9 protein-coding genes are annotated in these 14,146 nt (G+C 63.4%); 7 read left to right on the forward strand and 2 right to left on the reverse strand.

The window, feature by feature from the left end:
* Positions 1 to 349 precede the first annotated feature (349 nt).
* A complete protein-coding gene (locus tag S6FBBBH3_RS08790; RefSeq protein ID WP_120177389.1) occupies positions 350 to 1,780 on the reverse strand; it encodes an alanine/glycine:cation symporter family protein in 1,431 nt (476 codons plus the stop codon).
* Positions 1,781 to 2,132: 352 nt separating this feature from the next.
* A complete protein-coding gene (locus S6FBBBH3_RS08800; RefSeq protein ID WP_120177391.1) occupies positions 2,133 to 2,450 on the reverse strand; it encodes an RnfH family protein in 318 nt (105 codons plus the stop codon).
* 208 nt (positions 2,451 to 2,658) lie between these two features.
* Between S6FBBBH3_RS08800 and smpB the strand changes: the two genes are divergently transcribed.
* The 7 genes from smpB (at position 2,659) to leuB (ending at position 14,145) form a co-directional block, all read left to right on the forward strand.
* A complete protein-coding gene (smpB, locus tag S6FBBBH3_RS08805) occupies positions 2,659 to 3,123 on the forward strand; it encodes an SsrA-binding protein SmpB (RefSeq protein WP_120177392.1) in 465 nt (154 codons plus the stop codon).
* Between the two features lie 73 nt (positions 3,124 to 3,196).
* A complete protein-coding gene (locus S6FBBBH3_RS08810; RefSeq protein ID WP_120177393.1) occupies positions 3,197 to 4,318 on the forward strand; it encodes an ABC transporter substrate-binding protein in 1,122 nt (373 codons plus the stop codon).
* A gap of 21 nt (positions 4,319 to 4,339) precedes the next feature.
* Complete coding sequence (locus S6FBBBH3_RS08815) at positions 4,340 to 5,392, forward strand: FecCD family ABC transporter permease (RefSeq protein ID WP_120177394.1); 1,053 nt, start codon at positions 4,340 to 4,342, stop codon at positions 5,390 to 5,392.
* The gene (locus S6FBBBH3_RS08820; RefSeq protein ID WP_120177395.1) at positions 5,389 to 6,204 is read left to right on the forward strand and encodes an ABC transporter ATP-binding protein; all 816 of its coding nucleotides are present in this window, start codon (positions 5,389 to 5,391) and stop codon (positions 6,202 to 6,204) included. The genes S6FBBBH3_RS08815 and S6FBBBH3_RS08820 overlap by 4 nt, the downstream gene beginning before the upstream one ends.
* Positions 6,205 to 6,452: 248 nt before the next feature.
* Positions 6,453 to 10,883, forward strand: coding sequence for an autotransporter outer membrane beta-barrel domain-containing protein (locus S6FBBBH3_RS08825; protein ID WP_120177396.1), 4,431 nt, complete (start codon positions 6,453 to 6,455; stop codon positions 10,881 to 10,883).
* Positions 10,884 to 11,244: 361 nt separating this feature from the next.
* Positions 11,245 to 12,855, forward strand: a complete 1,611-nt coding sequence (gene leuA, locus S6FBBBH3_RS08830) for a 2-isopropylmalate synthase (RefSeq protein ID WP_120177397.1) — start codon at positions 11,245 to 11,247, stop codon at positions 12,853 to 12,855.
* A 171-nt stretch (positions 12,856 to 13,026) separates the two neighbouring features.
* Positions 13,027 to 14,145, forward strand: a complete 1,119-nt coding sequence (gene leuB, locus S6FBBBH3_RS08835) for a 3-isopropylmalate dehydrogenase (protein WP_120177398.1) — start codon at positions 13,027 to 13,029, stop codon at positions 14,143 to 14,145.
* Position 14,146: the final 1 nt, after the last annotated feature.

A 14,146-nucleotide genomic window follows, 5' to 3' on the forward strand; every position in this document is an offset into this window, starting at 1 on the left:
AGAAATACCTCTTTAGAGATATTTTTATAGAGGACCGAAACGAAATTTTTCTGGGTTTTCAATGAATTAACTGCGTCTCTCTTTCTTAACGAAACCTTACCCGCCACCCCCTCCGGCCACCCCCGAGGTTTCCCCAATCTTGCAGACAAAACGTCGTGAAGCAAGCACTTACACGTGTTTCATCGTGTGAACCGAGGATTGGAATCGACGATCGACGGGCGCGGGGCGCAGGGAGCAAACGCGCGGAAAAACGAACGCCCCGGGTCCGCGGGGGCGGACGTCGGGGCGTCGTTCGTATCCGGAAGGACTCCCGCCCGAGGCTCGGACGGGATTCGTTCGTCGGTGTCGATCAGGCCTGATCGATTTCTTCGTCCTTGTGACGCGGCCAGGCGAGAACGCCGCGCGAGGAGGGAAGAATCGAGGGATCGAACTCGGGCTGGGCGATCCCGGCACGCTTCTGCGCGAAGTAGTCGTCGAGCACGAGGAAGGCGATGCGACCGAGCATCAGGATCGCCACGATGTTGAGGATCGCCATGAGCGCCATGAAGAGGTCGGCGAGGTTCCAGACGAGGCCGAGGCTCGCCACGGACCCGAAGAAGACCATGCAGACGACGAGCGCGCGGAAGATCTGGAGAGCAACCGGACGACGGCTGATGAAGTCCATGTTCACTTCACCGTAGAAGTAGTTGCCGATGATCGAGCTGAAGGCAAAGAAGAGAACGATCACCGTCATGAAGACGTTGGTCCATTCGCCGAGCTGGCTCGAGAGCACGTGCTGCGAGAGTTCGATCCCCGTCAAGCCCGATTCCTGCCAGCCCGGGGTGAGAAGAACGAGCATGGCGGAAGCCGTGCAGACGAAGAGCGTGTCGACGTAGACGCCCGCGGCCTGAACGAGACCCTGCTTCACGGGGTGCGTGGCATCGGCCGTGGCGGCGGCGTTCGGGATCGAGCCCATACCGGCTTCGTTCGAGAAGAGGCCGCGCTTGACGCCCGTCATGACGGCCATCGCAAAGCCCGCGCCGAGCACGGCGTCGAAGTCGAAGGCGTGACGGACGATTTCGGCGAGCACCGTCGGAACCATCTGGATGTTGAGGATCGTGACGATCGCGGCAACGAGGAGGTAAGCACCCGCCATGAAGGGAACGAGAATGCCCACCACCTTGGCGATACGGGTGACGCCGCCGAAGATGACGAGCGCCGTGAGGAGCGCGATCGCGACGCCCGTCATCGAGGGATCGAGCCCGAGCGAAGTCTGCATCGAGATGGCGATCGTGTTGGCCTGCACCGAATTGAAGATGAGGCCGTAGGTAACGGAAATGAGCACCGCGAAGACGGTGGCGAAGAAGGGCGACCCGAGCACGTTGCCGATGTAGTAGGCGGGACCGCCCACGAAGCCGCCGCCCTTTTTCGGGGCCTTGTAAATCTGGGCCAGAGTCGATTCGACGAAACCCGTCGCCGCGCCGAGCGTGGCGATCACCCACATCCAGAAGACAGCACCCGGGCCGCCCGTGGCGACCGCAATGGCGATGCCGGCGATGTTGCCCACGCCCACGCGCGACGCGGTCGAAACGCAGAAGGCCTGGAAGGTCGAGATGTGACCTTCGCGGGGTTTCGCCCCCGCGCCTTCGCCGATCAGGCGGAACATTTCGCCCAAGCGACGCAGCTGCACGAACCCGGTGCGGGCCGTGAACCACAGCCCCGAGCCGACGAGCATCAGGATGAGAACGTACGACCACAGAAAGTCGTTGATGACGGTGACGATTTCATTGAGCCAATTCACAGTTTTTTTCTCTCTTCGGATGGACCGATGTCGGGGATCGCGTCCCGGGGAAGCCGGCTCGGACGGGTCTCTCGTTTTTGCACGCACCGTTTCTCGGATTTCTTTTTTCGGGCGTCGAACGCAAAACGGGCGCCTGCTTACGGCATGAACCCGCAAAGCGAAGCGCCCGAAGGCGTTGAAAAGCGTCGCGCCCGGACGTCGTTTTTTGTCCGGAAATCGATGCCGGAGACCGCTTGTCCGACCGGTCCCGAACGGGGACCGACGGATCGGCGTGAACTCTAGCGACCCGTCAATTGTAACCCGTCATGTCCGGAGACGCCCTCCGAGGCGGAAGAAAAAATCGAGCGGGCGCTCAGTCGGCGAGTTTTCGGCGGCTTCCGTGACGACCGCACGTCACCTGTCGAACGTCCCCCTGACGCAGGGCGCGCTGACGGCGCGCCTCCTTCGGGTCGACGAGCAAAGGGGCGCACAGTTCCACGCGATCCCCCGCGCGCAGTGCGGTTTCGAGCATCGCGCGACGCCCCCAGAGTGCGATCCCCGTCCCTTCGGGGAGCGTTTCGGGCGCAAGACCCGCCGCACGGATCGCGTCTTCGACGCGGGCGCCCTCGGCGAGCGTGATGTCGGCTTGCGTCGCGCCCGAGGCGTCGACGCGGCAGAGCGTAATCTGCATGATGAAATTGATTCCCGCTAAAATTATGGGTTCCTTCGGAGTATTCGGGCCCGGTGCGCGTCAACGCGCGTCCGAGGTGATCCTCGGTCGATCCGCACCCGAGCCGCGCCCTCGTGCGGCGCGCCGCAGAGCGTCCGATACGCTCGACAAGCGTCGGGCGGATCGTCCGCGGCCCTCCATTCTTTCACGAAACCGTTCGAGATTCCAAATGGCCCTTATTCAGAACAAGCGCGCCCGCCACGATTACGCCATCGAAGAGAAGTTCGAGGCCGGGCTCGTGCTGCGCGGTTGGGAAGTGAAGAGCGTTCGCGCTTCGCGCGCACAGATCAATCTCGCGCACATCTACGTGCGCGACGGGGAGCTCTTTCTCTGCAACGCCCACATGACGCCCGCCGACCAGGTCTGCACGCACGAGACGCTCGAAACGAACCGTACGCGCAAGCTTCTCATGCACAAAAAAGAGATCGCAAAGCTCATCGGCAAATCGGAGCGCGCGGGTTACACCCTGGTGCCCCTCGACCTTCACTTCACGCGCGGTCGAGTGAAGGTGACCGTCGCGCTTGCGCGCGGGATGCGCGAATTCGAAAAGCGCGCCGACGAAAGCAAGAAGGAATGGAAGCGCGAGCAGGAACGCATCATGAAAAAGGACGCCCGAGGCCGTCACATCCTCTGACGCACCGCGCGGTCTTTCGACCGCCGCGGCTTTCCGTCCTGTTGCCACGATTTTTCCTCCGGAATTCTTCGTCATGTCCCTTTTGAAGTTCGCCCCGAAGGTTGCGCTCCTTTGCTGCTCCGCGATCCTTTCCGTCTCCTCCCTCTCGGCCCGTACCGTTACGGACGACAACGGCGACCGCGTCGAGGTGCCCGAAAAAATCGAGCGCGTCGTCGTGGCGAACATTCTGCCGCTTGCCGCCGCCCTCACCGCGTACACCGGGGACGGCTCGATCGTTGCGGGCATGCACCCCGCGAGCTACTCGGCGGCGAAAAACGGCCTGCTCGGCGAACTCTTTCCGGAGGTGCTTCGCGCCGACACGTCGTTCATTCGCGGGGCGGCCCTCAACGTCGAAGCGCTCATGGCGCTCGAGCCCGACCTGGTGCTTGTGAACGCGCCCGATCGGCGGATGCTCGAACAAGTACGCTCCGCAGGGCTTGCCGCCTATGCCGTGAGCCCCACGAAGTGGCACTACGACGTCGTTGAAACCTACCGCGGTTGGACGGCGTCGCTCGCGCAGCTTTTTCCCGAAGCAAACGGCAAGGGCGAACTCATCGAAGCGCGCACCCGCGAAATCGAGTCGCTCGTTGCGGACCGCACGAAGGACATCGCCGAAAAAGACCGCGCGCGGGTACTTTTCATCGTGCGCCTTGACGAAAAGGAAATCGTCACCTCGGGGCGCAATTTCTTCGGCGAATACTGGTGCCGCGCCGCGGGGGCCGTGAACGCCGCACACGACCTCGAAGCCGAAAACGCGAACGCGCGGCTTTCGATGGAGTCGGTCTACGGGTACGACCCCGACGTCGTGATCCTCACGAATTTCACGAAGGCCGTGCCCTCGGACCTGCGCGCAGGGAAAATCCCGGGGCAGGACTGGACGCCTCTCAAGGCCGTGGAAGAAAACCGCGTCTACAAGATGCCTCTGGGGCTCTACCGCACCTTCACGCCCGGGGCCGACACGCCGCTCACGCTCCTGTGGCTTGCGAAGACCCTCTACCCCGCGCGCTTTGAGGACGTCGACCTCGTACTTGAAACGAAGCGCTGGTACAAGGAAATCGTCGGGGTCGAACTCACGGACGCTCAGGTCGAACGCATGTATTCGCCCGACCGGTCGGCGGCTGAAGGCGCGTCGCAGGGCGTCAGAAGCACGCAGTAACCTTAGCGCCACACACGAACCATGACCCACGGAAACACCCCCGACGCGGGCTGCGACTTCGACGCGGCGCGCATCGATGCTCTCGCCCGCCGCCGCTTCGCGCTTGCAATTTCGGCCCTTTTTCTCCTGCTCGTCGTCCTCTCGGTGGCGGCCGTAGGGATGGGGCGCTTCGGCCTTGCGCCCGCCGACCTTCTTTCGACCCTTGCGGGCGAAGCGCCCTCGCGCGCCGCGGAAAACGTCGTTTGGAACGTGCGCCTTCCGCGCGTGGCGCTTGCGCTCCTCGCGGGTGCGGGGCTCGCGCTTTCGGGGGCCGCCTTTCAGTCGCTCTTTGCGAATCCCTTGGCCTCCCCCGATACGCTGGGCGTTGCGACGGGAGCGAGTTTCGGCGCGGTGCTCGGCATTCTGTGGGGGTTCCCGGGGATCGGCATTCAGGCGATGAGCCTTGCGTCGGGGCTTCTTGCCATGGGGATCGTGCTTCTCATCGCGCGCACGCGCTCCGGAACGTCGATTCTCATGACCGTTCTCGCGGGGATCGTGACGGGGGCGCTTTTCACGGCACTCGTAAGTCTCGTGAAGTACGTCGCGGACCCCCAGGACGTTCTTCCCGCGATCACTTTCTGGATGATGGGGTCGCTCACAGGCGCTTCGAAAGACGCCCTGCTTGCGGGCCTTCCGATGGTGGCCGCGGGGTCTCTGCTTCTCTGGCTTTTGCGCTGGAAACTCAACGCCGCCACGCTGCCCGCCGAAGAAGCGGCAAGTCTCGGGATTCCCGTGCGGCGCCTTCGCGCGCTCGTCATTCTTGCCGCCACCATGATCACCGCCTCGGTCGTTTCGATGTGCGGTCTCATCGGTTGGGTGGGGCTTCTCGTGCCGCACGTCGCACGCATGCTTTTCGGCTCGGACAACCGCTTCGTGCTGCCCGCTTCCGCCGTACTCGGCGCCCTTTTCATGCTCGTCATCGACACGGCCGCACGCACGCTCACGGCGAGCGAAATTCCCGTCTCGATCCTCACGGCCGTTGTCGGCGCGCCATTTTTCATCGTGCTTCTTCGTCGAACGGGAGGTGTGGCGTGATTCTCGAAGTTTGCCGCGGCACCTACGCGTGGCCGAACCATCCCCCCGTCTTCAAGGACGTCTCCTTCCGATTCGATACGGAAGCTTTCGACGGACGCGGCGGGATTTTGAGCATTCTCGGACCGAACGGTGCGGGAAAGACGACGCTCCTCAAAACCATGCTCGGACTCCTTCCCTTTACTTCCGGGCACTCGGAACTCAACGGGCGGCGCGTCGCCGACTGGCCCGCGCGCGAATTCTGGCAGTGCGTGGGCTACGTCCCGCAGGCCAAGGCCGGGGGCTTTGCGCCGCTCACGCTTGCCGAACTCGTCGTCCTCGGCCGCAGCGCCCGCATCGGCCCCTTTGCCGTTCCGGGGCGCCGCGACTGGGAAACGGTCGATCGGGTGATGGAAGCGGTCGGGATCGCGCACCTGCGCACGCGCCGCACGAACGAAGTTTCGGGCGGGCAGCTGCAACTTGCCATGGTGGCGCGCGCCCTCGCCGTGGAGCCCGAACTTCTGGTGCTCGACGAGCCCGAGAGCAACCTCGACTTTCGCAACCAGATGCTCGTTCTCGACGTCATCGAGCGACTCGTCGATCGGGGACTCTCGGTCGTTATCAACACGCACTTTCCCGCCCACGCGACGGAACTCTCCGACCGCGTGCTCCTTTTGCCGCGCGGCGAAGCGCCGATTTTCGGGCCCACCGCGGAGACGATCACCGAAGAGAACCTCACGCGCCTCTTCGGCGTACAGGTGCGCATCCGCGAGGTGCCTACCCCCGAAAAAATCGTGACGTGCGTGGCGGCCGTGAAGCTTGACGACGCGCCGTGAGCGGCCGCCCGGGAGTTGACGGCCGGTGCGTGCCGTCAAGACTCTTAGAGAAAACCCCTAAAACACCCCCTCCTCGGACGCGGGACAATGGTCTGCGACTTGCCTTTTCGGGTAGGCCTTTTTAAAAATCTCTAAGTGGTTGAAAATTATGAAATTTACCCCCCCCCAGCGCGCCTAAAGGCGCTCACTCCGATCTGACGTGCGCCAAGAAGACGCTCGTCGCTCTTGCCACGCTTTCCGCGCTCGGCATGGCCTCCGGCTCGGCCTTCGCACAGGATTACATCGAGCAGTACCCCGTCGACTCCAACTGGCAGCTGACCGTCGAGGCCTCGACTAATCCCGGCTCCGCCTGGGGGAATTTCACCCTCTCGAGTGCTTCTCAACCCCAAGACAATACCGACGCCGTCATCGACCTCACGTTCACCGACGATCTTTACGCCAAGGTGAACGCCATGAATGAAACGATGGGCAAGTGGGGCAGCCTCAACGAAGGAAAGAATGAAGATTACTGGTCGACGGTTTCCGGACTTCATTTCTACGGGACCGATTCCGCTACCTACGCCACACTCGACCTCGATTTGACGGCCAAGACCACGGACGCGTCGGAAGGCTCCTACGATCTGGTTGGGCTCTACCTGGCCGGTGTGGGCGATTTGACGGTCGGTGCTGCCGAGGGCGAGCCCGAAGGAACAACGAACATCACCGTCACGGGCAACTACGACGTTCCCGTCTCTACGCACAATCCGGTTGCGACGGTTATCGGTCTTATGGCCGAAGCCGACGGCCCGATTCAGAACGAACAAGAAATCGTCACCTTCAATACCCGGACGACGAACATCAAGGCGTCCGCAACGGGCAAGAACCTCATTCCCGTCGGCCTCTACATGAGGAACGGTTCGCACGAGCCCGTCATCGAGTTCAACGGCAACGAAACGACGATTGCCGCAGCGAGCACCGCGGGCAACGCGATCGGCGTGTTTGTCCAGCAAGACGACTTGACGGACGATCCGAATCCTGTCTCGGGCATCCTGGGTCTCAAGAGCACCACAACGACGATCACGGCCGAAGCTTCCAAAGCAATCGGCCTCTGGGCGCTGGGTGACAACACGGTTAATGTCGGGGGCGACCTCAAGGTGACGGTTCAGGGCGACAACTACGCCCTCTGGTTCGGGAGCGACGCCGAAGCTCGCAGCGAATCCTCGGGACTGGCGGACGCCTTCCGCGACATCATGAACACCTGGAGCTGGAGCCGTCCGCAACTCGGCAAAACGACCTTCCGCGTGCTTGAGGGTGCCTCCGCCACGCTCAACGGCCGGGTGCACTTTGATAAGAGCGCCGCAATTCTCCTTGGCGGCGACATGACCGTGAACGGCAAGTTCACGCTTCTCGGCACCATCGACGGCGTCGAAGGGGCCGATTCGAAGACCGTGCTCGGGAACCTCACGCTCACGCAGGGCGGCACGATCGGCGCTGCGACCGGCGCGGGCTCCCTCGACCTGACGGCGAACCTCGCGAAGCTTGCGGTGTCGGGCGACCTCACGGCGCAAAACGCCACGATCAACGCCGACGAATTCACGCTCGAAAACGGCACGCTCGACAACCTGAGCGCCGAAATCAACGGCACCAAAGCCACGCTCGGCGACGGTGCGAAGCTCGTCAACAAGGGCGGCTTCCACTACGACACCATCGTGCTCGGTGCGGGTTCGACCTACCTCGAAGAAGAAGACGAATTCTTCGATGCCGAGGGCAACCTCGGGATCGAACTTGCGGCCGACGAAGGCACGCTCGAATTCGCGGGCGGCAAGCTCGGCGCGATCGGTGCCGAATCGAAGGCGCTCACGCAAATCCGCTTCGCCGACGAGGCTCCCAATCAGAGCAGCAACTCCGACCTCACCCTGGTCCGCTTCAGCGCGAATTCATCCTACGCCCTTGACGACGTGACGTTCGCGCAAACGAAGGAAGATCGTCTTTCGGGCCTTGAGGTGACGGACGGTGCGAAGCTTGCCGTCAAGTCCTTCACGGCCGGCAACGGGAAGGCGTTCGTTAAGCAGGGCGGCGCCCTTTCGATCGACAAGCTCACCTCGACGGGTAACTTCGCGATGACGGTCCGCGATACGGGCCTTCTCACGATCGACGAGTTCGTCGGCTCCGAAGGCAGTCACTTCACGCTCGCGGAAGGTGCGGCCAACATCGGTACGCTCGACCTGACGAAGGGCGTTCTTGAAGTGGGCTCGAAGGGCAAGCTGAGCACGACGACGGGCGAAGTCTTCACGATCGCGCTGAACGCGGACGGCACGAACATCGCCGAAGCGAACGCGCTTAAGTACTCCACCGACAGTCTCGTCTTTGCCGAAGGCGGCAAGCTTGCGCTGACCGACGCCAAGTTCAATAAGGGCTACGCCGACACGGCGACGGACGTCTTCACGACGGCCTACAAGGGCGGGGCGATTACCTTCACGGGTACTCTCGTCGACGCCTCGGGCAACGTTGAAGAGTCGGTTGACATCGGCGACGTCAACGACGGTCAGATCTTCGAGAAGACCGACGTGACGGCCAAGGCCGACGAAACCGGCAAGGTTGAAGTCGACAAGTCCTTCGGCGGCCGCACGCTGCAGTTGGGCAAGGGCGTCGCGTCCGTCGACGTGACGAACGGCAACACCCTCACGCTCGTGGGCTCTGCGGAAGGCGGCGAACTCGTTGCCTATGAAGGCGACAAGGCGCCCGCTCTCAACGTCGCTGGCGGGCTCGCCCTTGGGAGTGAGACCGCCGACGTGAAGGGGTCGATCAGCGCTGCGATCGACCTGTCCGGCAAGGACGGCCTCACCGTCAAGAACGGCTCCTTTACGCTTGCGGACGTCACCGTCTCGGGCGAAACGAAGCTCGATGCCGGCAAGGCCGGGAAGCTCGATGTGACGTCCTTGAAGCTTGCAAACAACGTTGACGTTCTGGGTAACGTCAACGTTGGCACGCTGACGGTTTCGCAGGCTGCCGACCTCAGTGTCGAAAGCGGCAACCTGACGGTTGCGAAGGGTTCGCTCAAGAACGTCGCCGTTACGGTGGGCGCTCAGGCGGCTGCCGCTTACGCCGCGGCGGACGAAACCCCGGCCGCCTCTTCGACCGACGCGACGACCTTTGCGTTCGGCGGCAAGACGGTTGACGGGTCGATCAGCGCGAACGCGAACGGCGTCGTTGCGATCGGCACCACAGACCTCACGGCCTTCCACGCGGTCTTCTCCGAAGAGTTCGGTACATGGAGTGCCGGCACGGCCGCCGCTTTCGTGGCGGGTCCCGTGACGGTTGAAAAGACGGGTTCGCTCCTTGTGGGCGCCGCTGCCGGCACGAACGCTCAGGTCGCCTTCGGTAAGGATTCGGTCCTCGTGGCGGACATCACCGGCATGACGGCTGAGGACACCCTCATCACGGCCGATTCGTTCGACGTGGCGAAGGAATCCGTCGCCTACCTCGTCGGCTCCGTCAAGGACGGCGTTGCTACCTACAAGCTGACGTCCGATACGAATCCGGATGCCAAGTACTGGAACAGCAAAGAGACGCTCAAGAGCGGTTCGGCCATGCTCGAAGTCGCTTTCGACGACAAGGGTAACTGGACCGTCGCGAACGTCAATGCGCCCGAAGCCTACGGGAACCTCATGCAGGGTCATGCGCTTGCCGATGCGGGCTACCGCAGCCAAGGCGCCGAACGCGACTACGCACAGGCTCTCTTGACCGACACGACGGGTCTTTCGAACGCCGCCGTCGCTGCGCGCTTTGATGCGGCCATGAACCCGGGCGGGTCGCTTGCGGTCTTCACGACCGCCTACGACCGTGCGTCCGATCTGCGTCGCGTCGTTCGCGACGAAGCGGCCGCCGCTTCGACCGAGTCCCGTCTCTGGGCTCGCGTTACGGGCGGCATGACGAAGTTGGACGGCATCTCGACGGGCGCTCAGGCGCTCAACGTTGAAACCGACGCCTACGGTCTTGCGGTCGGTGCCGAAAGCATGCTGGGCGACTGGAAGCTCGGCGGCGCCTTCACGGCAGGTACGGGCGACACCGACAACGACGACGTTGCGGCGAAGGACGAGTTCGACTTCTACGGTCTCTCCTTCTACGGCAAGAAATCGATCGGCGCTTACGACGTGCTCTTTGACGCGACTGCGGCTTGGGTGAAGTCGGACCTTAAGGTCAACGGCGTTGCCGACCTCACGACCGATACGACGACCTCCGTCTACGGACTCGGGGCCGAAGTGCGTCGTACGGCCGATCTCGGCGCCGTGAAGCTCACGCCTTTTGTCGGCGCGAACCTCTACTACGTGACCTCCGACGGCTACACGACCAACCACGGCGTGCGCGTCGACGACGCGGACGCCACGGCGGTCGAATTCCCGATCGGGGCCGAGCTCTCGGCTGCGTTCGATACGGCGGGCGGCATGCGTCTTCTTCCGGCCTTCTCGCTGGCGGTCGTTCCGACCGCGGGCGACACCGAAGTCGACCAGACCGTCGCCTTCGCGGGTGCGACGAGCAGCTACCGCTTCACCTTCGCCGACGACGTGAAGGTCCGCTCCAACCTCGCCCTTACGGCCGAGGCGGGCGACTTCGCCTTCGGTCTCAAGGCGGGTTACGAATGGGGCGATGGGGAGCGCGGAGCGACCACGTTCTCGCTCAACGCCGCTTACCGCTTCTAACCGCGTTTGACGTCTTCGATTCGAACGCCCCGACCTCGCCCGGGGCGTTCGGGCGAAGCGGCACACGGGCGCCGCGGGCATTCCTTCGAGGATGCCCGCGGCGTTCTTTTTCGCACGTTCGAATCCGCTTTCGACGAGCGAAAATCCCCGCGGTTCGTTTTGGCAACTCGGGCGCTATTGCAACTTTTTATCTTTGCAAAAACCGAGTAGTTACTTTTCCTTATATCGAAAAATCATATACTTAGTGCATTCACAGCGCATTTTTCGCAAGTTTCCTTGACAACATAAACGGTGCGGGTGTAGGGTTCACCTACCGGCGGATGAACCGCCTTTTTTCAACCCTCATTCCGGGAGCCCGAAGATGATCGACGATATATCCGCCGAGCGCGTGGTGATTTTTGATACGACGTTGCGTGACGGCGAACAGGCGCTTGCTCAAAGCCTTTCCATGCAACAGAAGCTTCAGATCGCCCTGGCGCTCGAGGACCTCGGCGTCGACGTCATCGAGGCGGGTTTCCCGATTTCCTCCGCGGGCGACTTCGAGAGCGTGCAGACGATTGCGCGCGCTCTGCGTCGCGCCGTTCCCTGCGGGCTCGCGCGCGCCGTCCCGGGCGACGTGACCCGCGCGGCCGAAGCGCTGAAAGCGGCCGAACGCTTCCGCATTCACACGTTCATTGCGACGTCGACCCTGCACGTTGAAAAGAAACTGCGTCGGTCCTTCGACGATGTCCTCGCCATGGGGGTTGCCGCCGTGAAGGAAGCGCGCAAGTGGACGGACGACGTCGAATTCTCCTGCGAAGACGCGGGCCGCACGCCGATCGACAACCTCTGCCGCATGGTCGAGGCGGCGATCGACGCCGGGGCGACGACCGTCAATATTCCCGACACGGTCGGCTACACCTTCCCGACGGAATTCGGCGGCATCATCCGTACGCTCATGAACCGCGTCCCGAACATCGACCGCGCGGTCGTCTCCGTGCACTGCCACAACGACCTCGGGATGGCGACGGCCAACTCGCTCACGGCCCTTCAGGAAGGGGCCCGTCAGATCGAGTGCTGCATGAACGGCCTCGGCGAGCGTGCGGGGAATTGCGCCCTCGAAGAAGTCGTGACCGCCATTCGCCTGCGTCAGGCGTGGTTGAAGGGCCTCAAAACCGGGATCGTTCACGAACGCATCGCCCGCACGTCGATGCTCGTCTCGAAGATCTGTCACGAGCCCGTTCCCTCGCACAAGCCCATCGTCGGCTCGAACGCCTTCGCGCACAGCTCGGGCATCCACCAGGACGGCGTTCTCAAGAACCGCGAGACCTACGAAATCCTCACGCCCGAGAGCGTGGGCGTGCACGGCAACGTCCTTCACATGACGGCCCGTTCGGGTCGCCACATGATCAAGGCGTGCCTCGAGAAGCTCGGCTACACCGAGAGCGACTACAACATGAACGACCTCTACGCGCGCTTCTTGAAGCTCGCCGACAAGAAGGGCCAGGTCTACGACTACGACCTCGAAGCGCTCCTCTTCTTTACGAAGGTCGAAGAAGAAACGCCCACCTATCAGCTCGACCGCATGAACGTCATGTGCGGAAACGGCGAAACCCTCCCGACGGCAAGCGTCCGCTTGCGCGTGGGGAAGCGCACCCGCACCGAGTCGAGCATCGGGAACGGTCCGGTCGACGCGATCTACAACTGCATCACGCGCTTGACGGGCATTCGTTGCCGGCTCGTTTCCTACTCGATCAACGCCAACGGCGAAGGGATGGACGCGCTCGGTCAGGTGGACGTGACGGTCGAACACGAAGGCCGCATCTTCCACGGCATGGGCCTTTCGACCGACGTCCTCGAAGCCTCCGCCCGCGCGTTCGTTCACGCGATGAACGTGATCGAACAGGCGCGCGAAGTCGAGAAGAAGCGTAAGGGGACGAGCACGAACGCCCCCGCGGCCGAGCTCGAAAGCCACGAACGCCGCGGCGTCTGAGTCCGCTCGGTTCGCTCGGGCCTCTTCCGCCTCTTCGGCTTCTCCGTTTTCCTTTTTTCCCAACTCGGGCGCTCGCGCGCCCGGGTGCGGGCGAGCTCGTCCCGAAATTTCGGTTTTCGGGCGCCTTCGCCCTCGAACACGCGTTTTTCAACCTTATCCACGACCATTCCCATGCGACACCATACTTTCACCGTTCTCGCGGGCGACGGCATCGGCCCCGAAATCATGCGCGAAGCCCTGAAGGCCGTCGAGGCCGCCGCCCAACGCGAACACTTCACCTACACGGCCACCGAAGCCCTCGTCGGGGGCGCCGCGATCGACGCGGTGGGGACGCCTTTGCCCGAAGCGACGCTCGAAGCCTGCGACCGTGCGGAAGCCATCCTTTTCGGGAGCGTCGGCGGCCCCAAGTGGGACCACCTTCCCCACAAGGACCGTCCGGAAGCCGGGGCGCTCCTGCCGCTTCGCAAGCGCTACGGGCTCTTTTGCAATCTGCGTCCGGCGCGCTTTTTCCCGGGGCTCGAAGGCCTCTCTCCTCTGCGCGCGGACATTTCCGCCGCGGGGTGCGATTTGGTCGTCGTGCGAGAACTCACGGGCGGGATCTACTTCGGCACCCCCAAGGGGCGCGAAGGCGCAGGGGCGAACGAAAAGGCCTTCGACACCGAGGTCTACAGCCGTCGCGAAATCGAACGCATCGCCCGTGCGGCCTTTGAAACGGCGCGCCTGCGCCGCCGCGCGGTGACGTCGATCGACAAAGCGAACGTCTTGGCCTCGTCCGTCCTCTGGCGGGAAACGGTCGAGCGGGTGGCCGCGGACTACCCCGACGTCGCGCTCTCGCACCTCTACATCGACAACGCGACGATGCAGCTCATCAAGGCGCCGTCGCAGTTCGACGTCGTCTTGTGCTCGAACATGTTCGGCGACATCCTCTCCGACGAGTGCGCCATGATCACGGGCTCGATGGGGATGCTCCCGTCGGCTTCGATCGGCGAATCGGGTTTCGGTCTTTACGAACCCGCGGGCGGGTCCGCCCCCGACATCGCCGGGCGCAACATCGCAAACCCCATCGCGCAGATCCTCTCCGCCGCCCTCATGCTTCGCTACTCCCTCGGCGAAACGGGTGCCGCCGACCGGATCGAGCGCGCGGTCTCGCGGGTGCTCGCTTCGGGCGTTCGCACGGGCGACATCGCCCGCGCGGGCGAAGCAACGGTGAGCTGCTCGGCGATGGGCGACGCCATTGCGGCCGCCATCCAAGAAGAGCGCGACGAATCCGAAACGACCGGGGAGGCCTGAG

Origin of the sequence: Sutterella megalosphaeroides, from assembly GCF_003609995.1 — a bacterium.
Taxonomy (GTDB): Bacteria; Pseudomonadota; Gammaproteobacteria; order Burkholderiales; family Burkholderiaceae_F; genus Sutterella; species Sutterella megalosphaeroides.

Coding starts and splice junctions, on each gene's coding strand:
- leuB (WP_120177398.1), top strand. CDS start 13,027: ATGCGACACCATACTTTCACCGTTCTCGCGGGCGACGGCATCGGCCCC.
- S6FBBBH3_RS08825 (WP_120177396.1), top strand. CDS start 6,453: ATGGCCTCCGGCTCGGCCTTCGCACAGGATTACATCGAGCAGTACCCC.
- S6FBBBH3_RS08800 (WP_120177391.1), bottom strand. CDS start 2,450: ATGCAGATTACGCTCTGCCGCGTCGACGCCTCGGGCGCGACGCAAGCC.
- S6FBBBH3_RS08810 (WP_120177393.1), top strand. CDS start 3,197: ATGTCCCTTTTGAAGTTCGCCCCGAAGGTTGCGCTCCTTTGCTGCTCC.
- leuA (WP_120177397.1), top strand. CDS start 11,245: ATGATCGACGATATATCCGCCGAGCGCGTGGTGATTTTTGATACGACG.
- S6FBBBH3_RS08815 (WP_120177394.1), top strand. CDS start 4,340: ATGACCCACGGAAACACCCCCGACGCGGGCTGCGACTTCGACGCGGCG.
- smpB (WP_120177392.1), top strand. CDS start 2,659: ATGGCCCTTATTCAGAACAAGCGCGCCCGCCACGATTACGCCATCGAA.